General features: G+C 58.4%; 27 protein-coding genes. 10 read left to right on the top strand and 17 right to left on the bottom strand.

Features of this window, described 5'->3' with window-relative positions; translation table 11 throughout:
* The first annotated feature begins 40 nt into the window (after positions 1-40).
* Entirely contained in the window at positions 41-655 is a 615-nt protein-coding gene (gene ruvA / locus NW804_RS00105) for a Holliday junction branch migration protein RuvA (protein ID WP_414404721.1), read from the top strand.
* On the top strand, positions 652-1,275 hold the full coding sequence (nadD, locus tag NW804_RS00110) for a nicotinate-nucleotide adenylyltransferase (protein ID WP_414411088.1): 624 nt from the start codon (positions 652-654) through the stop codon (positions 1,273-1,275). The genes ruvA and nadD overlap by 4 nt, the downstream gene beginning before the upstream one ends.
* 174 nt (positions 1,276-1,449) lie before the next feature.
* Here the strand turns inward: nadD and psaC are convergent, their stop codons facing one another.
* On the bottom strand, positions 1,450-1,698 hold the full coding sequence (psaC, locus tag NW804_RS00115) for a photosystem I iron-sulfur center protein PsaC (RefSeq protein ID WP_011429399.1): 249 nt from the start codon (positions 1,696-1,698) through the stop codon (positions 1,450-1,452).
* Between the two features lie 200 nt (positions 1,699-1,898).
* On the opposite strand from psaC, the gene NW804_RS00120 reads away from it, so the two are divergent.
* Positions 1,899-2,255 (top strand): hypothetical protein, encoded by a 357-nt coding sequence (locus NW804_RS00120; RefSeq protein WP_414422562.1) that lies wholly within the window; start codon positions 1,899-1,901, stop codon positions 2,253-2,255.
* A 19-nt stretch (positions 2,256-2,274) separates the two neighbouring features.
* Here the strand turns inward: NW804_RS00120 and NW804_RS00125 are convergent, their stop codons facing one another.
* From NW804_RS00125 to NW804_RS00150, 6 genes are all read right to left on the bottom strand, one after another.
* The gene (locus NW804_RS00125) at positions 2,275-2,634 is read right to left on the bottom strand and encodes a DUF3493 domain-containing protein (RefSeq protein ID WP_414411086.1); all 360 of its coding nucleotides are present in this window, start codon (positions 2,632-2,634) and stop codon (positions 2,275-2,277) included.
* A gap of 1 nt (position 2,635) precedes the next feature.
* Entirely contained in the window at positions 2,636-3,277 is a 642-nt protein-coding gene (locus NW804_RS00130) for a hypothetical protein (protein WP_414395057.1), read from the bottom strand.
* Positions 3,278-3,387: 110 nt separating this feature from the next.
* The gene (locus NW804_RS00135; RefSeq protein WP_414422563.1) at positions 3,388-3,537 is read right to left on the bottom strand and encodes a hypothetical protein; all 150 of its coding nucleotides are present in this window, start codon (positions 3,535-3,537) and stop codon (positions 3,388-3,390) included.
* Entirely contained in the window at positions 3,525-3,746 is a 222-nt protein-coding gene (locus NW804_RS00140) for a hypothetical protein (protein ID WP_414422564.1), read from the bottom strand. The genes NW804_RS00135 and NW804_RS00140 overlap by 13 nt, the downstream gene beginning before the upstream one ends.
* 310 nt (positions 3,747-4,056) lie before the next feature.
* A complete protein-coding gene (locus tag NW804_RS00145) occupies positions 4,057-4,509 on the bottom strand; it encodes a hypothetical protein (protein WP_414411084.1) in 453 nt (150 codons plus the stop codon).
* A 58-nt stretch (positions 4,510-4,567) separates the two neighbouring features.
* On the bottom strand, positions 4,568-6,337 hold the full coding sequence (locus NW804_RS00150; RefSeq protein ID WP_414422565.1) for an NAD(P)-binding protein: 1,770 nt from the start codon (positions 6,335-6,337) through the stop codon (positions 4,568-4,570).
* Between the two features lie 95 nt (positions 6,338-6,432).
* Here NW804_RS00150 and gshA point away from each other — a divergent pair, with 95 nt between their 5' ends.
* On the top strand, positions 6,433-7,569 hold the full coding sequence (gene gshA, locus NW804_RS00155) for a glutamate--cysteine ligase (RefSeq protein ID WP_414422566.1): 1,137 nt from the start codon (positions 6,433-6,435) through the stop codon (positions 7,567-7,569).
* A 50-nt stretch (positions 7,570-7,619) separates the two neighbouring features.
* Here the strand turns inward: gshA and NW804_RS00160 are convergent, their stop codons facing one another.
* The gene (locus NW804_RS00160) at positions 7,620-7,970 is read right to left on the bottom strand and encodes a phenylpyruvate tautomerase MIF-related protein (protein WP_414422567.1); all 351 of its coding nucleotides are present in this window, start codon (positions 7,968-7,970) and stop codon (positions 7,620-7,622) included.
* Between the two features lie 143 nt (positions 7,971-8,113).
* Here NW804_RS00160 and NW804_RS00165 point away from each other — a divergent pair, with 143 nt between their 5' ends.
* Positions 8,114-8,488, top strand: a complete 375-nt coding sequence (locus tag NW804_RS00165; protein WP_414410937.1) for a RidA family protein — start codon at positions 8,114-8,116, stop codon at positions 8,486-8,488.
* Between the two features lie 15 nt (positions 8,489-8,503).
* On the opposite strand, the gene yidD is transcribed toward NW804_RS00165, so the two are convergent.
* Together yidD and NW804_RS00175 are read right to left on the bottom strand one after the other, a co-directional pair.
* On the bottom strand, positions 8,504-8,782 hold the full coding sequence (yidD, locus tag NW804_RS00170; RefSeq protein WP_414404731.1) for a membrane protein insertion efficiency factor YidD: 279 nt from the start codon (positions 8,780-8,782) through the stop codon (positions 8,504-8,506).
* A 56-nt stretch (positions 8,783-8,838) separates the two neighbouring features.
* Positions 8,839-9,873 carry an adenosine deaminase gene (locus NW804_RS00175; protein WP_414410936.1) on the bottom strand — a complete coding sequence of 345 codons (1,035 nt, stop codon included), beginning with the start codon at positions 9,871-9,873 and terminating at the stop codon, positions 8,839-8,841.
* 332 nt (positions 9,874-10,205) lie between these two features.
* On the opposite strand from NW804_RS00175, the gene NW804_RS00180 reads away from it, so the two are divergent.
* Positions 10,206-11,798 carry an NAD(P)H-quinone oxidoreductase subunit 4 gene (locus NW804_RS00180; RefSeq protein WP_414395156.1) on the top strand — a complete coding sequence of 531 codons (1,593 nt, stop codon included), beginning with the start codon at positions 10,206-10,208 and terminating at the stop codon, positions 11,796-11,798.
* 24 nt (positions 11,799-11,822) lie between these two features.
* Here the strand turns inward: NW804_RS00180 and NW804_RS00185 are convergent, their stop codons facing one another.
* Positions 11,823-12,386, bottom strand: a complete 564-nt coding sequence (locus tag NW804_RS00185) for a Uma2 family endonuclease (RefSeq protein WP_414420391.1) — start codon at positions 12,384-12,386, stop codon at positions 11,823-11,825.
* A 43-nt stretch (positions 12,387-12,429) separates the two neighbouring features.
* Positions 12,430-13,170 (bottom strand): rhomboid family intramembrane serine protease, encoded by a 741-nt coding sequence (locus NW804_RS00190; protein WP_414404733.1) that lies wholly within the window; start codon positions 13,168-13,170, stop codon positions 12,430-12,432.
* 158 nt (positions 13,171-13,328) lie between these two features.
* Here NW804_RS00190 and NW804_RS00195 point away from each other — a divergent pair, with 158 nt between their 5' ends.
* Complete coding sequence (locus NW804_RS00195) at positions 13,329-14,003, top strand: response regulator transcription factor (RefSeq protein WP_414404734.1); 675 nt, start codon at positions 13,329-13,331, stop codon at positions 14,001-14,003.
* A 4-nt stretch (positions 14,004-14,007) separates the two neighbouring features.
* On the opposite strand, the gene NW804_RS00200 is transcribed toward NW804_RS00195, so the two are convergent.
* The 5 genes from NW804_RS00200 to NW804_RS00220 are packed head-to-tail and all read right to left on the bottom strand — an operon-like array spanning position 14,008 to position 17,924.
* Positions 14,008-15,195: a GNAT family N-acetyltransferase gene (locus NW804_RS00200; protein WP_414420390.1), complete on the bottom strand. Its 1,188-nt coding sequence runs from the start codon at positions 15,193-15,195 to the stop codon at positions 14,008-14,010.
* A 26-nt stretch (positions 15,196-15,221) separates the two neighbouring features.
* On the bottom strand, positions 15,222-15,869 hold the full coding sequence (locus NW804_RS00205) for an LON peptidase substrate-binding domain-containing protein (protein WP_414395084.1): 648 nt from the start codon (positions 15,867-15,869) through the stop codon (positions 15,222-15,224).
* A gap of 53 nt (positions 15,870-15,922) precedes the next feature.
* Positions 15,923-16,450: a crossover junction endodeoxyribonuclease RuvC gene (gene ruvC, locus NW804_RS00210; RefSeq protein ID WP_414410932.1), complete on the bottom strand. Its 528-nt coding sequence runs from the start codon at positions 16,448-16,450 to the stop codon at positions 15,923-15,925.
* Positions 16,407-16,976 (bottom strand): CDP-diacylglycerol--glycerol-3-phosphate 3-phosphatidyltransferase, encoded by a 570-nt coding sequence (pgsA, locus tag NW804_RS00215; protein ID WP_414422568.1) that lies wholly within the window; start codon positions 16,974-16,976, stop codon positions 16,407-16,409. The genes ruvC and pgsA overlap by 44 nt, the downstream gene beginning before the upstream one ends.
* Positions 16,977-16,991: 15 nt before the next feature.
* A complete protein-coding gene (locus NW804_RS00220; RefSeq protein WP_414412210.1) occupies positions 16,992-17,924 on the bottom strand; it encodes a nucleoside hydrolase in 933 nt (310 codons plus the stop codon).
* Positions 17,925-18,103: 179 nt separating this feature from the next.
* On the opposite strand from NW804_RS00220, the gene NW804_RS00225 reads away from it, so the two are divergent.
* Genes NW804_RS00225 through kaiC form a run of 3 tightly spaced genes read left to right on the top strand, consistent with a single transcriptional unit; the run spans position 18,104 to position 20,900 of the window.
* Positions 18,104-18,991 (top strand): circadian clock protein KaiA, encoded by an 888-nt coding sequence (locus tag NW804_RS00225; RefSeq protein ID WP_414422569.1) that lies wholly within the window; start codon positions 18,104-18,106, stop codon positions 18,989-18,991.
* A 2-nt stretch (positions 18,992-18,993) separates the two neighbouring features.
* Positions 18,994-19,296 carry a circadian clock protein KaiB gene (gene kaiB, locus NW804_RS00230; protein ID WP_414395092.1) on the top strand — a complete coding sequence of 101 codons (303 nt, stop codon included), beginning with the start codon at positions 18,994-18,996 and terminating at the stop codon, positions 19,294-19,296.
* 14 nt (positions 19,297-19,310) lie between these two features.
* Positions 19,311-20,900 carry a circadian clock protein KaiC gene (gene kaiC, locus NW804_RS00235; protein WP_414395094.1) on the top strand — a complete coding sequence of 530 codons (1,590 nt, stop codon included), beginning with the start codon at positions 19,311-19,313 and terminating at the stop codon, positions 20,898-20,900.
* The last annotated feature ends 10 nt before the right edge of the window (positions 20,901-20,910 follow it).

A 20,910-nucleotide genomic window follows, 5' to 3' on the forward strand; every position in this document is an offset into this window, starting at 1 on the left:
GGCTACGGGTCAGAGTATTAAACACGGGTTGGATACGCAAATGATCGCATTTTTAACAGGTCATCTTGTTGCTGTGGAACTGGGAGAGCGCAGCAGCCTCACTCTAGAGGTGCAAGGGATCGGCTATCGCATCCAGGCGCCGGCACGTTTTCTCAAGCAACTGCCCCCCATAGGGGAGCCCGTGCGGGTGTTCACCCATTTGCTCGTGCGGGAGACCGAGCTGGTGTTGTATGGGTTTGGCTCGGCGGCGGAGCGGGATCTGTTTGCGGAACTAATTAAAGTACCAGGGGTGGGGCCAGCCCTAGGCTTGGCATTGCTCAACACCTTTGCCCTACCGGAGCTGGTCCAGGCAGTGGTAACTGAGAATGCCCGCCTCCTCTCCCTGGCTCCAGGGGTAGGACACAAGACCGCCCAGCGGCTGGCGCTGGAGCTAAAAAGCAAATTGGCCCACTGGCGAAAAGGCCTGGAGAATGCCAATCAGCCTTGGTCGGGGGGGCCGCCTTCCCCTATCCGCGAAGAGGTGGAAATGGCCTTGCTGGCCCTTGGCTATAGCCCCCAGGAAATCCAAGCAGCCCTCCAAGCCCTGCCACCCCAGCCCCGGCAAACAGAGGACTGGCTGCGCGACGCCATCAGCTACCTCAGCCAACAGCCATGAGTTCCTCTGCTCCCAAGCAGCGCCGCGTTGGCATTCTCGGCGGCACCTTTAACCCCGTCCACCACGGCCATTTGATCATGGCCGAGCAGGCCCTCTGGCAGTTCAACCTGGATCAGGTGCTGTGGATGCCGGCAGGGGATCCGCCCCACAAGCCCTTAGCTGGGGGCGCCAGCAAAGAGGATCGCCTGGCCATGGTAAAGCTGGCCATTGCTGACCACGAGCGCTTTGCCTGCTCAGACTTGGAGATCCGCCGTCCCGGCCCTTCTTACACTATCGAGACCCTACGCTGCCTCATCCAGGAGCAGCCCAACACCCAGTGGTACTGGATTATCGGCGTGGATGCCCTGCGGGATCTGCCCCAGTGGTACCAGGCAGAGGAGCTGGCCCGCCTCTGTCAGTGGATTGTTGCCCCTCGCCTTGATGCTGGCGACGCTGCCCAGGTGCTGCGGGCGGTGGCTGAGAAGCTACCCATCCAGGCGGAAATCCTGGAAGCCCCTACCCTAACCCTTTCTTCCACCTACCTGCGCCAGCAGATCCAAAAAGGGGGATCCATCCGCTACTTGGTACCCCCCGCCGTGGAGCACTACATTCGCCAACACCGACTCTATCTCGACCCTTGAAGAAAGGAAGAGGAGGGATCCCTCCTCTCCGAATAAACCAATTGGCTACAGCAACGGCTCGCCCAACTTTTTTTCCTGTCGAGGAGAGACTGAGGTTCAAAGGTGCTGTTTTCCTATGGTGGGAGGGGCTTGAGCGAGCAGGCAATCTCCAGTGAAAACTGCAACCCAACCTGCTTAGTAAGCCAGGCCCATGCTGCGGGTGGTTTCGGGGCCCAGATAGACGCGGATGCTCAGGAAATCGGTGGGGCAAGCGGTTTCACAGCGTTTGCAGCCAACACAGTCTTCGGTGCGGGGGGCTGCGGCGATCATGCCGGCTTTGTTGTTCCCCTTCCAGGGCACCATTTCCAACACATCGGTGGGGCAAGCCCGCACGCACTGAGTACAGCCGATGCAGGTGTCGTAGATCTTGACCGTGTGAGCCATTGGTGTTCTCCAGTCGAGCAGTTCAATTTACCGAAGAGCGCGGCAGCCAAACCGCTGCGCAGGTGCCCCCAGTGTACTGTAGCCCTGTCCAGCCACCCCAATCTCCGATGCAAATGTTTACATCCCCCGTCTTCCCCGCGGACTGCTGGTGGGGTTGGGCTAGGATGACCTGAGGAAGGATAGGGCAAGGGATCCTCCCGATGAGACACTCGCCGCGGGATTGGAAACAGCAAGCCCAAGGCCAGCTGCGCCGTCTTGGACCCATTTTGGCTGAGATCTACACAGAGAACGTCCCTCGCCTGCGCCGCTGGGATCAGCAGCTCACCAACTGGGTGTACCGCCGCGGTTGGAGGGTGGATCCCTCTCTGCCCAAGGTGGCCATCTACGTGCTGGTGGCGGTGGCGATCCTGGCGATCCCACCTCTCACCTTTGTGGCTTTGGGGGCCTTTCTCACCTTTCTGGGTGTCCAAATTGTTCAAAAGTGGGCAGAGGTGGATCCCGACCGCCAAGTTCAGCGCCGCTACTTGCCCAGGGCTCATGAGGATGAAGATGACTAAGGAACTGGCAGACGGGCAACTAGCCCTCTCCAGGTGGTGGGGGCTGCTGGATGCCTAAGCGTTGCTTTACCTGTCTGATCACCTTCTGGTGGGAACGGTTTTCTAGCCTCTCTAGGCCGATGGCGCCAGCCAGGATCCCTAACTGCAGGACCAAGCTGGGCAAGGTGGTCTCTAGATCCCGCCCTGCCAAGGCCTGAAAGAAAAACACCAACGCACCAACTGTGGCCGAGAATCCCACCGCCAGGTAGATAAAGCGGCGCAAGCTGCGGTAGGGAGCGGCCACTTCGGCAAGCAACCTTGCCCGCTCCAGGGTGGGATCCCGACTGGGTGACAGAGGCGGCCTGGCTTTGGGTGAAGGCTTGGGATGCGGTCCTGTCATTCTATACCTCCTCAGGCAACAGCAAGGGGTCCCGGCCAGAAATTGCCGCCAGGCTTTCCTCAGCGGCCCGACAGGCGGCCAGAATGTCCTGCTCTTCTCCGCCCAAGTACACGCGGCCAAAGCTGCCAAAGGGCATTACCTCGAGGATGTTGATCCGGGCCGATTTTTCTGCCTCGTTGGCGGCCAGGGGAGCATAGCCTGCCGGCTGCACCTCCAGGATGTAGAGGGTTTGGCCCGCTAGGAGCATCTGGCCGCGGCGGAAACGGTTGATTAGCTGAGTCTGGTGGGGATCGATGTTGCGGATAATTTGGCTGGAGATGATGCGCGGCCTTAGGCGCTCCTTTTCGCTTACCCCCAAAGCCGCTAGGATGGCCTGCCCAGCCGTGCGGGTATCCCCCTGGTTACTGGAGTGAACCTCCAAAAGGCCGTAGAGGCGCTCCACCACCTGCAACCCTGGCCTTACCGAGGTGGCTTTGAGGGCAATGTCCATGACGCGGTTGATCTCGATGCCGGGGGAGATTTCGACCCAGAGGGAAGTGTCCCCTGGCAGGGGCAAGAAGCCCTGGGCCACCGTGCCCAAGTAGGCGGCGTACTGGGGCTGGAGCCGATCCAAGAACACGTAGCTGCGTAGATCAATCCCCAAAGGAGTTCCCCCCCTAGTCGCTTGGGCTCTGTAGGATGACAAGCTGGGAGTGGATCCCTATCTTCAGTCTCGCCTGATCTGGCCAGCTTTGGAGAAGGGGGTTGGCGGGACTACAGGTCGCCCTGGGTCACTCCTTTCACCGGGCTCAGGGCTTCCAGAATGAGAGCCGCATCCACTTCCTCCAGAAAGCGCTGGGCCGCCGATTGGCTGTTTCCGACTGATGGTAGCTGCGAGGCGATGGCCTCTGTCAAATCCGCCACAGCTGGAGGCGCAGATGGCGACGCCTTTCCCCCAGCGGCTGGAGCTGCGGAAACTCCTCCAGGATAGGAGCGGCGGCCTGGACATGGGAAGCCTCGACCAGAGCTGGCAGGTGGCTAGCGGCCCAGTCGGCGTGGATTGGCAGCCCAAGGGTAGAGATCCCTTCTGGGCCATAGCGAGCCAAAGGATCCAGCAAAGCCGACTTCGCCAAAGGTCAGGAAGCTGTGTAGCCCAGGTGGGTAGCTAGGATCGGCACTTGGCTAGCCTGCAACAGGAACTCCACCCAGCCGGGGCGGCCACGTAGCGGGTTTGCTGCAGCAGCAACAGCAGCAAGTCCTCTTGAGGATCGGCTGTGGGGTCTCGAGCGGGCTGGATGGTCCCTTTCGAAGGCTGAACCAAAATCGGTCACCTGCTTCCCTCCTACCTAGCCGACCGGCGACAGACCTGAGAAATGGCTAGATCCCCAAGGGCTGAAACTGAGGATCCCGGAGGCGCAGGGGCTGGCCACGATCCCAAGCATCTCAAGGCCGCCGCAGCAGCAGGATTGCCGTCACCATCAACAGCGTTAGCAACAGGCAAAGAATCAGGAACCAACTGAGCAACTGCGTTTGACTGGGGAAGAGCACCGCGCCAAAAAACCCTACGGCCAAAACAACCCCCAAGCTAAGGGTCAAGCCCAAGAGCATGGATCCCTGGAGGGTATTTTCCCGCCGCAGCACCCATTGCTGGCCGTTCCAGAACCAGATCTTGCGGTAGGGATAGGAAACAGCCAACTGCTCAATGTGCAGGCGGTCGGGGGTAATGGCGAAGATGTGCTGGCAACGGCTGCACCCGAAGGCCTCAGTTAGGGTGATCAGGCGTAGCTGGCCTTGCTGGTAACACGGGCAGGGGTAGATCTTGGTGGGCTCGATGGGCTGAGCCACCCGCAGGGACGATTTCCGCCGAGGCCACTTGCGGAGAGAAGAAAACGCCACAGCTCTCAGTTGGTGAGAAGTCGGGATCCCTCACATCTTAATCCCTAGCCAGGTTGATTCAAGCTACCCAGAGATGGTGGGCATAGCGCCAAGTGAGGATTTGGTTGAGGGCGAAAAAGATGAAAGCCAAAAGCACATACCCCAGCTTTAGGGTATTGCCAAGATAGGGCCGGATCCGTTCGGGGATGAAGCTAAAATCGGTGTACTTAGCCCAATGCACCAACGCCAATACCTGCACGATGTGAACCGGCAAGCAGTAGCGGCTCATGCTTCGCTGACCCACCGCACTCCCCCCTGCTAGGGCAATATAAAACATCGACCAAGCGGCCAAATGAAACCCCAGCCTCTCCTGCCAGCACTGACTTTTACCAGCTGTAGCGCTGATCCCATCTATCAAACCAGTCACCAGTAGGGATCCCAGGGTGAGGGGAACAAACAGTTGACTGAGAGAAATTGCCCATATCTGGTCTCCCAAAGCCCTAGAAGGGGAAAACAGGGATTGCCAGTGGTCAATAGAAAAAAGGGGAGTGTAGGTGTGCGCTTGAACAATGGCTAGGTAATTAACAAAGCTGGAACCAAAGTAAGGCTGCATTTTCATGTAGAGATCCCAGCTTCCAAAGAAAAGCTGACAGTAGAGAAAAAAGCCTAGGCCCCCCAGCAAAGCTAGGCTCACTGTAGCCAGGTTCCAAAGCCAACGTCGGGATCCTGACCAGAGATTGAGAAGCGGAATCAAGGCTACGGGCAAGCCAACAATGCGAGTGGCACTCATCACCAAGCCGTGAACCCCGGCTAGCAGCATCAGCAGAGGACGCTCCCAGCGAATTGACCAGTAGAGAAAACCCAACAAGCTGGCTACAAACAAAGATTCGCTGTAGCCCACACACAGATAAAAGCTAGTGGGATAGGCCAGGATGAGCAAACTTGCCAAGATTTGCCAGACCAGGGGAATTTGCCAGCGGCGGTAAAACAGGAAAAGGTAAATCCACATCAGCCAGCAAAAGAGCTGAGCAGTTAGGTAAAGCCCCAGTTCAGGGTCAACTCTCAAAAGGCGGCTGATTCCGGCCACCGCCAGGGGATAGCCGGGGAAAAAAGCCACGTTGCTCTGCTCATAGGCAATCTTGTCGAAACCCACAAACTGGTACCCCCGCCGCACAATGCTGAGATACCAATGGCTATCCCACTGAGTTAGGCCCTTGAAGATGGAAACATAATCGCTTTCCTTACTCCAGAGCGAGATCATGAAGATCTGCAGCACCGTCAGGGCCAAACTGGGCAGCAAGATTTGCCATAAGAAAGGGGCAAGATGTTGCCAACTTGGCTGCAACAGCTGACTGAGTTGCTTCAATCTATTCTTGGTAATCATTGTCGAAGTTACCTGCCAGAGCCTGTGGCTATAGAGCTGGGTGCCAAACTTGCCCTTGACCCAATCGGCAAAGTTGCTGGGAGCTGGCCGCGGAATGAGTTGTGCCCAAAGATAGGAAAGGACAATGCGCAGGCTTTCCCACCACCCCACTTTGCGCAGGACTTCCCAAGCTTGAATGGGGTACTGAAAATATTGCTTGCGGTAGTAGATGCGGGTAAGCCGCCGGACAGTTACTTGTTCGGATCCCAAAACCTGGTTCCACAACTCCAGCACCGCTGGGATCTTGGTAAAAAACCGGTGCGGGCCATAGTCGAGAATGAACCCCTGGTAGCGAATGCTTTTGGCCAAGCCCCCGACTCCCTCTTCTCGTTCCACTACCACCACGGGGAAGCCTAGCTGGGTCAAGCGATAGGCAGCCGCCATGCCCGCCGGCCCTGCCCCCAGGATATAGATGGGATCCCGCATCTGGCCTTGCTCTTGCCTTCAAGCCTTGCCGACATTGTAGTACCTGCGAAACCCTGGGAAAATGGGCAGAGGAGGCTGCGGCTGGAGGCTGGCCTGTGCTGTTGACCAAGGGCTTTGAGGTAGAAATGTACACCGGCACCGCCGCCGGGGAAGTGGTGGGGCTGTCGGATCGCATCTGCCGGGCCTTGCCGGGGTTTATGCGAGAACCGGATCGGCGCAACGTAGAGTACATCACCCCACCCCTTCGCCGCTACGAAGATCTGCTCTGTGCCCTCCTTCGGCCCCGCCTGCAACTGCGGCAGTTTTTGCGCCGCCTGGGCCCTTACACCCTCTTGCCGGGGAGCACCCTGGCTTTGGGCGGCAGCGACCACTTTGAGCGCTCGGATCCGGGCAACCCCTACCACGACTACATCGAGCGCACCTATGGCACGCGGGTGGTAACTGCCAGCATCCACATCAATGTTGGCCTGCCGGATAGCGAGGCCATTTTCCTCGCCTGCCGTCTGCTGCGGGCGGAAGCCCCTCTTTACTTGGCCCTAAGCGCTTCTTCCCCTTTCCTGGACGGCCAAGTAACGGGCTATCATTCCAGCCGTTGGCAGGTGTTTCCCAAAACGCCAGCTCAGGTGCCCTTCTTCCGGGATCACGCCCATTACATCGCCTGGATGCAGGAGCAACTGGCCCTGGGCACGATGCAGAATGTACGCCACCTCTGGGCTTCTGTGCGGCCTAATGGTCCAGAGCGGCCCTACCATCTCAACCGGGTGGAGCTGCGCATCTGCGACCTGGTGGCGGACCCAGTGATGGTCCTGGCCATTGCTGCCTTGGTGGAGGCCCGCCTCTGGCAATTGCTATCCCAGCCGGAGGTTCTGGATCCCTTGCAGGGGCCCTTTACCCCAGCGGAGCTGGAGAGCCTTTGCGAGGCTAACGAGCAAGCTGCCGCCCGCGAGTCCCTGCAAGCTCGGCTGATCGATTGGCGCACCGGCCGCGAACGCTCAGCCCAGGAGTGGATTGAAGAGCTGCTGGCCGAAGCCTGGCGCATTGGCCAACCCCAGGGCCTGGGCTGCTTCTTGGCTCCCCTTCAAACTCTGCTCCAGCGGGGCAACGAGGCCCAGCGCTGGCTGCAGCAGGTCAGCCAGGGATCCACCCCTGCCCAGGTGTACCAACAGGCCATCCAAGAGCTAGAGGACCAGGATCGAGAAAGACAGAAAACCCTCTGCCAGCTTGTTGGTTAGGTTCTTGCCAACGGCAGCCGTTCCTCGTTTCAGTTTTCTTGGGCGGCATTTCATCCAAAGGTTGTGCCATTCCATCCCCAGAGGTAGCCCTTGGCCTCGGTGAACTCGATGAAAATCCTCTTCTTCGGGATCCCCAAAGCTGCCTCGATGGCGCTGCAAAAAAACTCACTCATGGCCCGGGTTTGCTCGGCGGAAAATTGACCCACGCTTTTGATTTCCACGTAGCAGCAGGGATCCGCACTGCCGCCAAAGGTCATCGGGATCCCTCCTTCAAAGGCGGTCATCACGTAGGCTTCCGGCTTGCTCACCTGTTTGGCCAGAGCGGCAGAGAGCGACTTGAGCAGCTCCTCCACAGCGGCAGGTTCAGGCTGCAGCGGCGTTTGCAACTTGATTAAGGGCATAGCTGCTTCTTTTGGCCGACGAGTAGATCTTGCCATTGCCGGGGATCCAGCTGTGGTAGGTTAGCTGCAGAGTTCCGCCAATCCCCATGGAGCAGAGGAAGCCGGTCAGTTCTAAGCCTCAAGCCGGGGCAGGTCCCCGGGAGGTGCGAACCGAGGCTGCTCCTGCCCCTGTAGGTCCTTACAGCCAGGGCGTTGTCGCTTCCGGGCCTTTCCTGTTTACTGCTGGCCAGTTGGGCTTGGATCCCAAAACCGGCAGGTTGGTGGGAGAAGATGTTGCCTCGCAAACTCGGCAGGCGCTGCTAAACCTAAAGGCGGTGCTGGAAGCGGGGGGAACGTGCCTAGCCAATGTGGTAAAAACCACGGTTTTTTTGGCGGATATGAAAGACTTTGCCGCCATGAACGAGGTTTATCGAGAGTTCTTCGCCACCGAGCCCGCACCAGCCCGCTCCTGTATCCAGGTGGCCTGTCTGCCCCTCAATGCTTTGGTGGAAATCGAGGCGGTAGCCTGCTACCGATAACAGCAACTGAAGCGTTCAGTTGCGGCTGGGGCGACAGTTTTCGTCGGCTGCAGATCCCGGCAAGTCAGGCACTGGATCGTAGCCCCCTGGGTGCCAAGGATGGCAGCGGCAGAGGCGGCGGATCCCTAGCCAACCCCCTCGGATGGCCCCATAGCGCCGCACCGCTTCCAGCATGTATTGGGAGCAAGTGGGGTAGTAGCGGCAGGCAGGCGGTAGCAGAGGAGAAATGGCCACCTGGTAGCCTCGGATCAGGGCGATGAGGCTACGGGTCAAGAGATCCGATTGTTCCCGCATGGGCAAACCCTTACCTAACGGCGGCGTCAAACCTTAGCTTACAGGCTACCTAGGTTCTACAAAGCCACTAAGGAAGCCGATGCCGACCGCTGGAGCTCCGACAACAGCAGAGCTGGGTATTCTTTGTAAGGCCAGGCAAAAGCGTGGCGAAAAGCCGCCTCCTGGCAACGTTTAAGCTGATCGAAATCGATGATGTCGTGGGTCAGTAGGTTCTCGTACTCAAACGGCAGACGCACATTGTGCAAGCCGGCGTTGTCGGTGCAGATGGCGATATCCACCCCTGCCTCAAAGCAGCGGTCAAAGACCAGTTTAAGGGGCTCCAAGCTGGGCAGCGTACCTGTCTTCAGGTAAGTGGTAGGACAGACCTCCAGGCATTGGCCCCGCCGCGCCAGCTCTGGCAGCAGCTCTGGGTAGTGGAGAGGGATCTGAATGCCATGACCAATCCGCAAGACATAGGGCAACAGCTCTGGATAACAGCCATCCAGCGTCTCATAGAGGTGGGCAGTAGTTTTGAGGCCACGGGCCAGGGCGTACTTGAAGAGCTCAATCCACTCGTCCATCCGCTCGCCGTAGGCCTTATCTCCCCCGGCCAGGTCAATGCCACTGACATACTCCGACTCAGCAGCCGCCTCGACCATGGCGCGGTTGATGTGGCTGGGCAGGCGGGAGTGCAAACACACGATCTGGGTAGTGATGATGGGATATTCTCGCTGCTGGCAGGCCTGCCCCACTATCTCAATGACTTGCCGCATCTGCTTGAGGCGATCGGCCTCGTCCAGCCTAGGATCCGTGCGTAGGTAGGGGGTGTAGCGAATTTCCAGATAGGCCAGGTCTTCAAAGACATAGGCCCCCCGGATCAGGCGGTAGACGAAATAGGGTAAGCTCTCTAGAGTTTGCACCTGCTCCACCAGGGTGTGCAGCTCTAGGTACTCTTCCAGGGTGTTGCGGGGGCGGGTGTAGAACTCCTCAAACTCAGCGTAGTCGGGAAAGCGTTCTGCCAGGGGAGACCCGTGGCGATGCAGGTAGCGCCACAAAATCCTGGGAACAACCGAACCGCCTAGGTGGCGGTGCAACTCCGCATGCAGTGCCATACCTTGAAGCTTCGCCCGGAGCCACCCCTGAGGCAGACTTGGCTTGGTTGTTAAGTACTGTTTCTGCCTATTGTTATCCAACAGCAGTGGCCTTGTCCAGGCGCAGTTGTGCAGGGTTGGCTAACCAGGGATCAGGCAGTGAGGCTTGGGAGGGGCACCGGTTGGAGCATCCCCGGCGACGAAGAGCGAAGGAGCCTTGAGTAAGATAGTCCTGGAGGTTTACTGAGCAGAGATACTTATGAAGGGCTGTTGGCTGTAGCCGACAGCAATCTTCCTGGAAGGGTGTGGCACGAACTTAGCGTAACGAGGTTATCTTCATGGCGCTGCCCAGCTTGCACGAGTTTCCCTGGCTGACCACAGTCATTGTCTATCCGGTGGTGGCCGCCCTCTTCATTCCGGTGATCCCGGCGCCGGCGGGGGATCCCACCACCCGGGCCTATGCCCAAAAGTTGGCGGAGCGGATCCGCTGGTTTGCCCTGTTTGTTGCGGTCACTGACCTGCTCATCCTGCTGGCTGGATTCTATGTGGGCTACGACCCCAGCCAGACGGGCTTGCAACTGCTGGAGCGCTACACCTGGGTGCCCCAGGTGGGCTTGAGCTGGTCAGTTGGGGCCGATGGCCTTTCCATGCCGCTGATCCTGCTCACGGCCTTTGTAACCACCCTCGCCATCTTGGCCGCTTGGCCGGTTACCCTTAAGCCGCGCTTGTTTTACTTTCTCATGTTGGCTATGTACGGCGGCCAGATTGGGGTGTTCGCCGTGCAGGACATGCTGCTGTTTTTCCTGATGTGGGAGCTGGAGCTGATCCCGGTGTATTTGCTCCTCTCCATCTGGGGGGGACCTAACCGCCTCTATGCGGCTACCAAGTTCATTCTCTACACCGCCCTCAGCTCCTTGTTTATCCTGGTGGCGGGCTTGGCTATGGCCTTCTACGGGGATCCCGTCAGCTTTGACATGACGGATTTGGCTAGCAAAAGCTATCCACTGAACTTCCAGTTGCTGCTCTACGGAGCTTTCCTCATTGCCTATGGGGTGAAGTTGCCCATTTTCCCCTTGCACACCTGGCTGCCCGATGCCCACGGCGAAGCCACGGCACCCGTTCACATGTTGCTGGCCGGGATCCTGCTCAAGATGGGGGGCTATGCCCTGATGCGCATGAACGCGGGCATGCTGCCGGATGCCCACCTTTACTTTGCACCCGTCTTGATCGTGCTGGGGGTGGTGAACATCATCTTTGCTGCCCTCACTTCCTTTGCCCAGCGCAACTTGAAGCGGAAGATCGCTTACTCCTCCATCAGCCACATGGGCTTCGTCCTCATCGGCATCGGATCCCTAACGGAGATCGGCATGAGTGGCGCCATGCTGCAGATGATCTCCCACGGGCTCATTGGGGCCAGCCTCTTCTTCTTGGTGGGGGCCACCTACGACCGCACTCATACCCTGGAGCTGGAAGAAATGGGCGGCGTTGGCTTAAAGATGCCCAAGATTTTCTCGATGTTCACCGCCTGCTCGTTGGCCTCTCTGGCGCTGCCCGGCATGAGCGGCTTTGTGGCTGAGCTGATGGTCTTTGTCGGCATGGCTACCAGCGATGCCTACTCCCTTCCCTTCCGGCTGGTGGTGGTTTTCCTAGCCGCCGTTGGAGTGATCCTGACTCCCATCTACCTGCTGTCGATGCTGCGCCAGATCTTCTTTGGCCCGGAAAACAAAGAGCTCACCGAACACGAAGAATTGGTGGATGCCGAGCCGCGGGAGGTGTTCATCATCGCCTGTCTGCTCATCCCTGTCATCGGCATTGGGCTTTACCCCAAGCTGGTAACTAGCCTCTACGACCAGTCCACGAATGCCTTGGTGGCCCTGCTGCGGCAGGAACTGCCCCAGGCCAGTGGGACAGTTGCCCAAGCTCCTGCTCTCTCCAACAGCCGTTGAAGGAGGTAGCTGCCTTTTGCCGGCTTAAACCCGCAGCCAGCCAAACAATGTCTCGATGCTCAGTTGGATCCCTTGGGCAAAGGCGGGAACGGGGATAACCTCTTGGGGATCCTCATGCACTGTCGGCTGTTGCCCGGCAGGGTAGACAAAAACAACCCTTTCTTCGGGAGCTACGATCCACCCCATTTGGCAGCCGTGGGCCAAGCCGATCAAGATTTTTTTGACCAGCTTCACTTGGTTTTGATCGGGAGAGAGGATCTCGATCACCCAATCAGGGCAGAAAGGTATGAGGTTTTGAATAGTGCCGTCTTCATCCACAGGAATCCGCTCCCAGACGATCACAGAAATGTCGGGCACAATTGCATATCCGGCGAAGGTGCAGCGTAGCTCTGGAAAGGCCATCCCTAGTTGAGGAGGCTCCAACAGCTCGTTGATGAAGCTGCCCAGTTTTAGTTGGAGACGTCTATGTTTTGCTTGTGGTATCGGTTTTTGGGTAATTTCTCCTTCCATGAACTCGCTAGGAGGCTCAGTTTCCGGCTGGTGTAGAAACTCCTCCAGAGTTAAAGACTTGGCAGGTAGACTGACCATGCTTTTTTCCTCGCAAGTTGCCTTTGGAATCTGACAGTCAGAGCTACAGATCTAAGTCTGGGTAGTGCTGCTGCTGGCGGTCATAGGGGCTTTTGCCAGCAAACAGCCCCATCAAGGGCCCCAAGATGAGACCAAACACAAAACCTCCGGCATGGGCCCAGTAGGCGATCCCTCCCCCCTCCATGCCAATATTGATAGGAGTCTGCAGGCTAGCAATGCCATAAAATGCCTGTTGCACAAACCAAAAGCCCAAAAACACCCAGGCAGGAACATAGACGGTTGTGGTAAAAAGGCCCAGGGGCACCAAAGTCAGGATCTCAGCCTGGGGAAACCGCAGGATGTAGGCTCCCAACACCCCCGCAATAGCCCCACTTGCCCCCAGCGAAGGGATGGCGGACTCCATATCGAAAAACCACTGAGTTAGGGCGGCCAAGGCTCCACAAGTTAGGTAAAAAATGAGGTAGCGCACATGGCCCAGGCGATCCTCGACGTTGTTGCCGAAGACCCACAAAAAGAGCATGTTGCCGCCAAGATGCAGGAAGCCCCCATGCAAAAATTGTGAGGTGAATAGAGTTACCCATTCGGGGCGCAGCGAAGAGGTGATCTCGCCTCGGAAGCTGGCCGTTAGTTCCGCTGGCACCACTGCCCACTCTCGGAAAAAGGCCACCAGTTCTTGCGGGGATAGGGTAAGCTCATACACAAAAACCAGGATGTTGATGAGGACCAGGGCATAGGTAACATAGGCCGGGCGGGTAGTGGGGTTGCGATCTTGGAGGGGTACCACGGTTAGAATCCGGTTGACATCGCCCTCTAGCCTAGCTCGATATGTCTTCCCCGACCCAGCTTGAGGCTACACTAGGGTAGCTGGCTGGTAGGATCCCTAGACGGCAGGGGTGTGCTTGCTGTCCCTCACAGCTGACAGTGGATTTGAGGAGAGGATTGATGTCTGAGGTTGAGAGCCGAACTGCCCCGCTTAAGTTTTTGGTGGTCGAGGATCATCCCGAGGTCGCCCAAAACAATTGCGAGTGGCTACAGCGGATTGCAGCCGATGCCCAGTGCATTGCTGTTTCCAATCCGATGGACGCCATCCGGCGGTTGCAGCGGGAGCAGCCAGACTTGGTGGTGGCCGACCTGCTCTACGGTCAAACCACTGGCGAGCAGTCTGCCGAGCCGGGCCTAGAGTTGTTGCGCCATATTTTTGAGAACTACCCCACCCTAAACGTGATGGTTTATTCCAGCGAGCCCCTGCTGCTAACTCCCCTGGTGGGCCTAATCAGCAAGCACCAGGGCGGATTTGCCGCCGTCAACAAAATGGAGCGGCGCAGCGTCTTCCTGGAAGGGGCCAAAAGTGCTCTCAACGGGGAATTGCGCATGCCGCGAGAGTTGCGCGGCCTAACGAAGTTGACGGAGCGGGAAATTGAAGTCTTAAACTTACTCTGCAAGGAGGCCCTTACTGACCAGGCCATTGCTGACCGCATCCACACGAGCAAAAAGACCGTACAAAACTGTATTCAAAGACTCAAAGAAAAGCTTGATATCTTTGGGTCGGAAGATGAGATCAATGCTCGCGTTGCCATGTGCATGGCAGCAGTCCAGAGAAAGCTCATCCAGTGGTAGTTGTTTAGCCTCGAGTGAGGGTAGACAAAGAAGGCAGAATGTCTTCTCGAAAGGGGACCTCGTTCTGATTGACTCTCTCCAGCTCGGCCAACACGAGGGGATTGACGCGGTTTAAATAGGGCACCAAAACCTGCCCTAGCCGTGGACGATAGAAGCGGTGGTAGCTATACACTGGCGTGGCTGGGAATCCCCGTCGGATCTTATGGGATCCCCCTGCCCCAGGATCGAAGTTGCGGATTCCCTCCCGGATGGCCAGGGCAATGGGCTCGTAGTAGCACACGTTAAAGTGCAAGAACTTCACCTCTTCCCGGCAGCCCCAGTAGCGCCCAAAGAGGCGATCCCCTTTGCGGACACAAAAAGACATTCCTATCACTTCTGAATCTCGCTCTCCGGCTACTAGCACCAGTCGCTGCCGGTAGTTGGGATAGAGGGATTCAAAAAAGCGGCGGTTAAGGTATTTGCTCCAGTTCCAAAACTGAGCGCAGGTGTTGCTGTAGAAGTCGTACATGAGAGAAAGTAGACGCGGCGTGATTTCCTCACCGGTGTAGACCTTGAGTTCTATGCCGCTTTTTTCCATGGCGGCCCGCTCTCGCTTGATATTGCGCCGCTGGTTGGCGTTGAACTGGCTCAAAAAGTCTTCGTAAGAGCGGTAGCCAGGATTGTGCCACTGGTAGTTGTGGGTAATTCGGGGGGTGAATCCGTCGGCTTCTAGCTGGGATCGCCACTCCAAATCCACATAGAGCAGACTGAACACGGAAATATCGTTCTCTTGGCAGAAGCGATCGATGGCGGCCAACATCAAGGGCCACACCTCTGCCTCTGAGTAGTCGGGGTGGACAAGAGGGCGATAGCCGGTGGCCGGCGTAAAGGGAGCCATGCCGATGAGCTTAGGGTAGTAGCGTTCCCCCAGTCGGGCGGCCACAGCAGCCCACTCCTGGTCGAAGACAAATTCTCCCTGGCTGTGGCTTTTCAAATACAAGGGAGCCGCCGCAATCAGCTGTCCCCCCGCCTCCACAAGCAGGTGACAAGGCAGCCAACCCGTGTTGCGGCCGGCACAGCCGGAAGCCTCTAAGCTGTATAGCCACTCGTATTCCAAAAAGGGAGAGGTGCGCTCCGTTTGCAGAGCGTGCCAACTAGAGGCAGGGATCTGGCGGATATCGTGACACCAGCGCACTTGCAAGCCCGTTGACATTGACCTGCTCTGCTTTTTGGGCAACTTCAAGAACTCTTGGAAAAGAGATCCTTGAGGGCAGTGCGGGCAGCCAAGTGCTTGCAGGCGGACTCGAGGATCTCGGCTTCCCGCCGCAGCCGAGCTTCAGTGCTGACCATTTCCAATAGCGCCTGCTGATCGCGAGGGGCTCCATGGAAGTGGCTAGCAACCCAGTAGGATAGCTCTACAGGGTCGGTGGGCAACGAGTCTGGCAGTGCCGCCTCCCGTTCCATCAGCTTGCTGGAGAGGCGCACCACCTCTTGGAGCAGAGTAGAAACCTGAGCGACCAAGTCTTGAAGATCGCCCTGGGGGGGCTCGTCCTCAATCCACTCCACCAGCCCAATCCGGAAAGGCTTTTCCCGCACGTAGTCCAGCACGCGGAAGCGCTGCCGTCCCACGGTCATAATATCCATGCGGTCGTCCGGCAGCCTTTGCACCTGCACCACCTCTGCACAGCAGCCCACTTGGACAGGGGATCCCTTTTGGGGATCGAACATCAGCACCCCAAAGCGCCGGTCCGTCTCCAGGATGGTGTTGAGCATCATGCGATAGCGGTACTCAAAAATGTGCAGCGGCAGGGGACGGCCTGGAAACAACACCACCTCTGGCAAGGGAAATAGGGGCAGCTCGCAAACATCCACAGAAGAGGAAGGCATAAGGCTTTTGTATTTTGCGCTCCTGAGTCTAGTTTAGCGATCCCGAAAAAGCCCTAGGCAAAGCGGTGGTGCCAGAGGGTGATGGCAAGGGCTAGGGCATCGGCAGCGTCGTCGGGACGGGGTAAGCAGGGCAGGTTGAGCTCGCGGGCCACGGCAGCCTGTACGGCCTGTTTGTCGGCGCGGCCATAGCCTGTTAGGCTTTGCTTCACCTGGGCGGGGGTAAACTCCACCGGCACTAGCTGATGCTGGGCCAAGACGAGCAAAATCACCCCCCGCGCCTGGGCAATGGGGATGGTGTTGCTCATCTTGTAGAAAAAGAGCTTTTCTAGGGCCACCTGGTGAGGCTGCAGCTGCCGCAGGAGCTCCCTCAAATCCTCGTAGAGAATCTGCAGCCGTTCGTGGATGGGCTGCTCCCCGGGCGTGCTGATGATGCCATAGTCCAGAGACTGGAGACCATCGGATCTGGCCAGAATGCAGCCAAAGCCCACCGTCCCCAAGCCGGGGTCGAGGCCGAGGATGCGCTGCTCGGGAAGGTTGTCAGGCCAGGGAGTCCTTTGCGGGGGAAGAGGTTGCGGCGGCATGGTTGCTGCGCAAGTAGATTAGCCCCGAAATCAGGGTAAGGGCCACCGCCACCCAAAAACAGGGGATCCCACCCGGCCAATTGAGGATTAGCAGGGCAATGGCCAGGATTTGAATCACCGTCTTGGCTTTGCCCCAGAAATTGGCGCTGTGAACCTGACTTTGGTTGGCCCGCCAGCCAGCGATGGCTAGCTCTCGCCCCACCAACAGGAAAGCCCCCCAGGCCGGGATCCGCCCCAGCTCCACCAGGCCCAGCAGCGGCGCCAGCACCAGCAGCTTATCCACCAAGGGATCCAAAACCTTGCCGAGGTCGGTGACCAGCCCGTAGCGGCGGGCCAGGTAGCCATCCAGCCAATCGGTTGCCGCTGCCCCTAGAAACGCCCAGAGGGCCAGTCTTTCCCCCTCTGGGGATCTCAGGCTCAGTCCCCCCAGGATGAAGGGGATCCCTACTAGGCGCAGCAGGGTAAAAGCCGTGGGCAGGTTTAGCCACGCCGGTTTGCCAAGGGGAGCTGGGGGGGTCTGGCTCATTGTTTTCCTCTTTAGCTAGCGATAGCGGCCCAAGCGCTCAGTGAGCAGGCGGTAGAACCCTTCTGCATCCACCCCAAAAGCCACCTGCACGTTGGCCGGGCGGCCGCTGAGGCCCCAGCGATCCACCACCGTCCGGCCCAGGTTGAGCGGGCTGACGGTATCCACCTCTACATAGCAGGGTTTGAGCTCAAACAACTGCGGCTGCAGGAGGTAAGCAATGACACAGGGATCGTGCAAGGGCCCTCCCGGTAGGCCGTAGCGCCGGACATCAAACTTGCCGTAGAAGGTAAGCATGTCGGCCACCGTTTGCCCAACGCGAGTGCCCAGGGCGCGGATGCGCTCGATCCGCTCTGGGGTGCTGAGGACTTGTCCGGTAACATTTAGGCCGAGCATGACGACTTCGGGGATCCCGGCACTGAGGACAATCTGGGCGGCGTGGGGATCAGTGAGGATGTTGAACTCGGCAGCCGGCGTGACATTGCCCTCAAAAGCGGATCCTCCCATAAACACCAGCCGCCCGATGCGCTCCACAATCTGGGGCTGCTGCACTAGGGCCACCGCCAGGTTGGTCATCGGGCCCAACAACGCCAAGGTTACGGGCTGCTGCGCCCCCCTAAGGGTCTCAATGAGAAACTGCACCGCGTGCTGGGATCCCAGCGGCATCTGCGGCTCCGGCAAATTGGCCCCGTCGATCCCGCTTTTGCCGTGCACCTCCTCCGCGGTTTCCAAGGGGCGCAACAGCGGGCGGGGACAGCCGGCATAAACTCCCACCTGCGGGCGGCCGGCCAACTCGCAGATCTGCCGGGCGTTGCGGCTAGTCTTCTCCAAAGAGACGTTGCCGGCTACCGTGGTAATGCCCAGCACCTCTAGCTCAGGCGAGGCCAGCGCCAGCAGCAGGGCTACAGCGTCGTCTTGGCCAGGGTCACAGTCGATAATCAAAGGCAGCATGGGGCACCCCCAGTGTAGGCTTCTTGAGCGCGAGGCAGATTCCAGGCAGTTTAGGAAGATTTAAGATTAGAGACAGTTCTTATCGTTATATCCTGTTGGAGACCAGCGCCTATCCGCTGCACGTTTGCTTTTTGCTCGCCTGGGAGCCGGCTGGAGGAAAGCAGCTGGCGCTAGAGGTTTTGCTGCCGCCAGACCGTTTTGTAACTGAGGTTTTCCAGGATCCCCAGACTCTCCTGGAAGCCCTGCAACAGGAAGAAAGCCATCCAGACTGCCTGGTGCTCTTGGTAGCCCTGGAGCGGCTACCCACGCTGGAGGCGCTAGGCCAACAGCTCTGCAAGCAGGGGCTGCTGTTGCCAGCCGTGGTGGCTATGGTTGCAGAGGCGGCAGAGCTCCAACCAGAAAAGGCTGCCAGCCTCTCCGCCGCGCCTCCCCTTTCTCCAGAGGCCAGAGCTTTGCTGAAGCGAGAGCAATTTTTCTACCACAACGCTACCCTGGTTCGCCTTGTCGCCCCCCAAGAGCTGCTTTGCCCCCCGACCCCGACTTCCCCTTCCACCTTGGAGCTGCTTGTTAGTCGGGCCATTGCCTTCTTTCTCCAGGTTTCTCCCATCTGCAGCTTGCCCCCAGCCCTCCCCCACCCCGAGGACAGTTACCGGCAACAGCAGCGGCTGGCAGAAAAGCTGCGGGAGCGGCTGGGCTATGCCGGGGTGTACTACCATCGGGATCCAGCCCTGTTTTATCGCCACCTGCCCCCCGAGGAGCAACAGGCCCTCATGCGGCGGCTGCGCAATCTTTACCAGGCCATTGTCTTGGACTATTTCCAATCTCCTGAGACGGTCAATGCCCGCATTGACGAGCTGGTGGCGCTTGCCTTTTTTGCCGACATCAGTGCTGCCCAACTCTTGGAGCTGCACATGAACCTGATGGAGGATTTTGCCAAACAACTGAAGCTGGAGGGTCGCAGCGAAGAGATCCTGCTGGATTACCGCCTCACCCTCATCGACGTGATGGCTCACCTCAGTGAAATGTACCGCCGCTCCCTTCCCAAACCTGCTCCAAGAGATCCCTAGCCATGTCCAGTCGCAAAGCCTATGTCCTCAAGCTCTATGTGGCGGGCAATACGCCCAGTTCTCTGCGCGCCCTCAACACCTTGCAAGAGATCCTGGAAAAGGAGTTCGGCGGCGTCTACAGCCTGAAGGTAATCGATGTCTTGAAGAGCCCGCAACTGGCAGAGGAGGATAAGATCTTGGCGACACCAACCCTGACCAAAGTTTTGCCGCCGCCGGTACGGAAGATCATTGGCGACTTGTCCAACCGCGAGAAGGTGCTCATCGGCCTAGATCTACTCTGCAAAGAAGCGGACGAAGAGGATTAAGAGGAGAGAGCAGGATGAGCCAGCCATTGGAACCTTCTGGGCCGGAAAACCTGCAGGAGAATGCTGCCGAGGAGATCCTTAGCCGCCGCAACGGCAGCCCAGAGCTGCGCGGGATCCCCAAGAAGCAAACGGGCATCGAAGGTTTTGAAGACATCAGCCACGGCGGCCTGCCCCTGGGGCGCGCCACCCTGGTCAGCGGCACCTCGGGTACGGGCAAGACCCTGTTTGCCTTGCAATTTATCTACAACGGCATCGTCAAGTACCAAGAGCCGGGAATCTTCGTTACCTTTGAGGAAACCCCTGCCGACATTATCCGCAACGCCTCCAGCTTTGGCTGGGATCTGCAGGCCCTCATCGACAAAGGTCAGCTCTTTATCTTGGATGCTTCTCCAGACCCGGAGGGCTACGAGGTCAGCGGCAACTTCGATTTGTCTGGCCTCATCGAACGCATCCAGTACGCCATTCGCAAATACAAGGCCAAGCGGGTTGCCATCGACTCGGTGACCGCCATCTTTCAGCAGTACGACCCTGCCGGCGTGGTGCGGCGGGAGCTCTTCCGCTTGACGGCCCGCCTCAAGCAGGCCAACGTCACCACCGTCATGACCACGGAGCGCACGGACGAGTACGGCCCAATTGCTCGCTACGGGGTGGAGGAATTTGTCTCCGACAACGTGGTAATCCTGCGCAACATCCTGGAAGGAGAGAAACGGCGGCGCACCATCGAGATCTTGAAGCTGCGCGGCACCACCCACATGAAGGGCGAATATCCCTTTACCATCACCAACGAGGGGATCAGCATCTTCCCCTTGGGGGCGATGCAACTTACTCAGCGCTCCTCCAATGTGCGCATCTCTTCTGGAATTGAGAAGCTGGACGAAATGTGTGGCGGTGGCTTCTTCAAGGACTCAATTATCCTGGCCACCGGCGCCACGGGAACTGGCAAGACTTCGCTAGTGAGCAAGTTCCTCGAGCGGGGCTGCCTGAATGGGGAGCGCTGCCTTCTCTTTGCCTATGAAGAGTCGCGGGCGCAGCTTGCCCGCAATGCCTCTTCCTGGGGCATCGACCTAGAGGGGTTTGAACGGCAGGGCCTCCTCAAGATCATCTGCGCCTACCCCGAGTCTGCTGGTCTGGAAGACCATCTGCAGCGGATCAAAGCGGAGATGATGGCCTTCAAACCTTCCCGCATGGCCATTGACTCCCTCTCGGCGCTGGCGCGGGGCGTAAGCCAAGATGCTTTTCGGCAGTTTGTTATTGGTGTAACTAGCCTAGCCAAGCAGGAGGAGATCACTGGCTTTTTCACCAACACTACTGACCAATTCATGGGATCCCACTCCATCACTGAGTCCCACATCTCCACCATTACCGACACAATTATTCTGCTGCAGTACGTGGAGATTCGGGGCGAGATGGCGCGGGCCCTCAACGTCTTTAAGATGCGGGGATCTTGGCACGACAAGGGCATCCGCGAGTACGTCATCTCCAACTCGGGCATTGAAATTCGCGATTCCTTCCGCGGCTACGAGCGGATTATCAGCGGATCCCCGACCCGAATCAGTGTGGACGAGAGAAGTGAGCTTTCCCGAATTGTGCAAAACCTAGATTAGGTGAAAGGTT

The organism is Synechococcus sp. WC10meta (assembly GCF_047461475.1).

Excerpts from the sequence above, each read along its gene's own strand:
- ruvA (WP_414404721.1), top strand. The coding sequence starts at position 41 with ATGATCGCATTTTTAACAGGTCATCTTGTTGCTGTGGAACTGGGAGAG.
- nadD (WP_414411088.1), top strand. The coding sequence starts at position 652 with ATGAGTTCCTCTGCTCCCAAGCAGCGCCGCGTTGGCATTCTCGGCGGC.
- psaC (WP_011429399.1), bottom strand. The coding sequence starts at position 1,698 with ATGGCTCACACGGTCAAGATCTACGACACCTGCATCGGCTGTACTCAG.
- NW804_RS00120 (WP_414422562.1), top strand. The coding sequence starts at position 1,899 with ATGAGACACTCGCCGCGGGATTGGAAACAGCAAGCCCAAGGCCAGCTG.
- NW804_RS00125 (WP_414411086.1), bottom strand. The coding sequence starts at position 2,634 with ATGACAGGACCGCATCCCAAGCCTTCACCCAAAGCCAGGCCGCCTCTG.
- NW804_RS00150 (WP_414422565.1), bottom strand. The coding sequence starts at position 6,337 with ATGCGGGATCCCATCTATATCCTGGGGGCAGGGCCGGCGGGCATGGCG.
- NW804_RS00160 (WP_414422567.1), bottom strand. The coding sequence starts at position 7,970 with ATGCCCTTAATCAAGTTGCAAACGCCGCTGCAGCCTGAACCTGCCGCT.
- yidD (WP_414404731.1), bottom strand. The coding sequence starts at position 8,782 with ATGCGGGAACAATCGGATCTCTTGACCCGTAGCCTCATCGCCCTGATC.
- NW804_RS00175 (WP_414410936.1), bottom strand. The coding sequence starts at position 9,873 with ATGGCACTGCATGCGGAGTTGCACCGCCACCTAGGCGGTTCGGTTGTT.
- NW804_RS00185 (WP_414420391.1), bottom strand. The coding sequence starts at position 12,386 with ATGGTCAGTCTACCTGCCAAGTCTTTAACTCTGGAGGAGTTTCTACAC.
- NW804_RS00195 (WP_414404734.1), top strand. The coding sequence starts at position 13,329 with ATGTCTGAGGTTGAGAGCCGAACTGCCCCGCTTAAGTTTTTGGTGGTC.
- NW804_RS00200 (WP_414420390.1), bottom strand. The coding sequence starts at position 15,195 with ATGTCAACGGGCTTGCAAGTGCGCTGGTGTCACGATATCCGCCAGATC.
- NW804_RS00205 (WP_414395084.1), bottom strand. The coding sequence starts at position 15,869 with ATGCCTTCCTCTTCTGTGGATGTTTGCGAGCTGCCCCTATTTCCCTTG.
- ruvC (WP_414410932.1), bottom strand. The coding sequence starts at position 16,450 with ATGCCGCCGCAACCTCTTCCCCCGCAAAGGACTCCCTGGCCTGACAAC.
- pgsA (WP_414422568.1), bottom strand. The coding sequence starts at position 16,976 with ATGAGCCAGACCCCCCCAGCTCCCCTTGGCAAACCGGCGTGGCTAAAC.
- NW804_RS00220 (WP_414412210.1), bottom strand. The coding sequence starts at position 17,924 with ATGCTGCCTTTGATTATCGACTGTGACCCTGGCCAAGACGACGCTGTA.
- kaiB (WP_414395092.1), top strand. The coding sequence starts at position 18,994 with ATGTCCAGTCGCAAAGCCTATGTCCTCAAGCTCTATGTGGCGGGCAAT.
- kaiC (WP_414395094.1), top strand. The coding sequence starts at position 19,311 with ATGAGCCAGCCATTGGAACCTTCTGGGCCGGAAAACCTGCAGGAGAAT.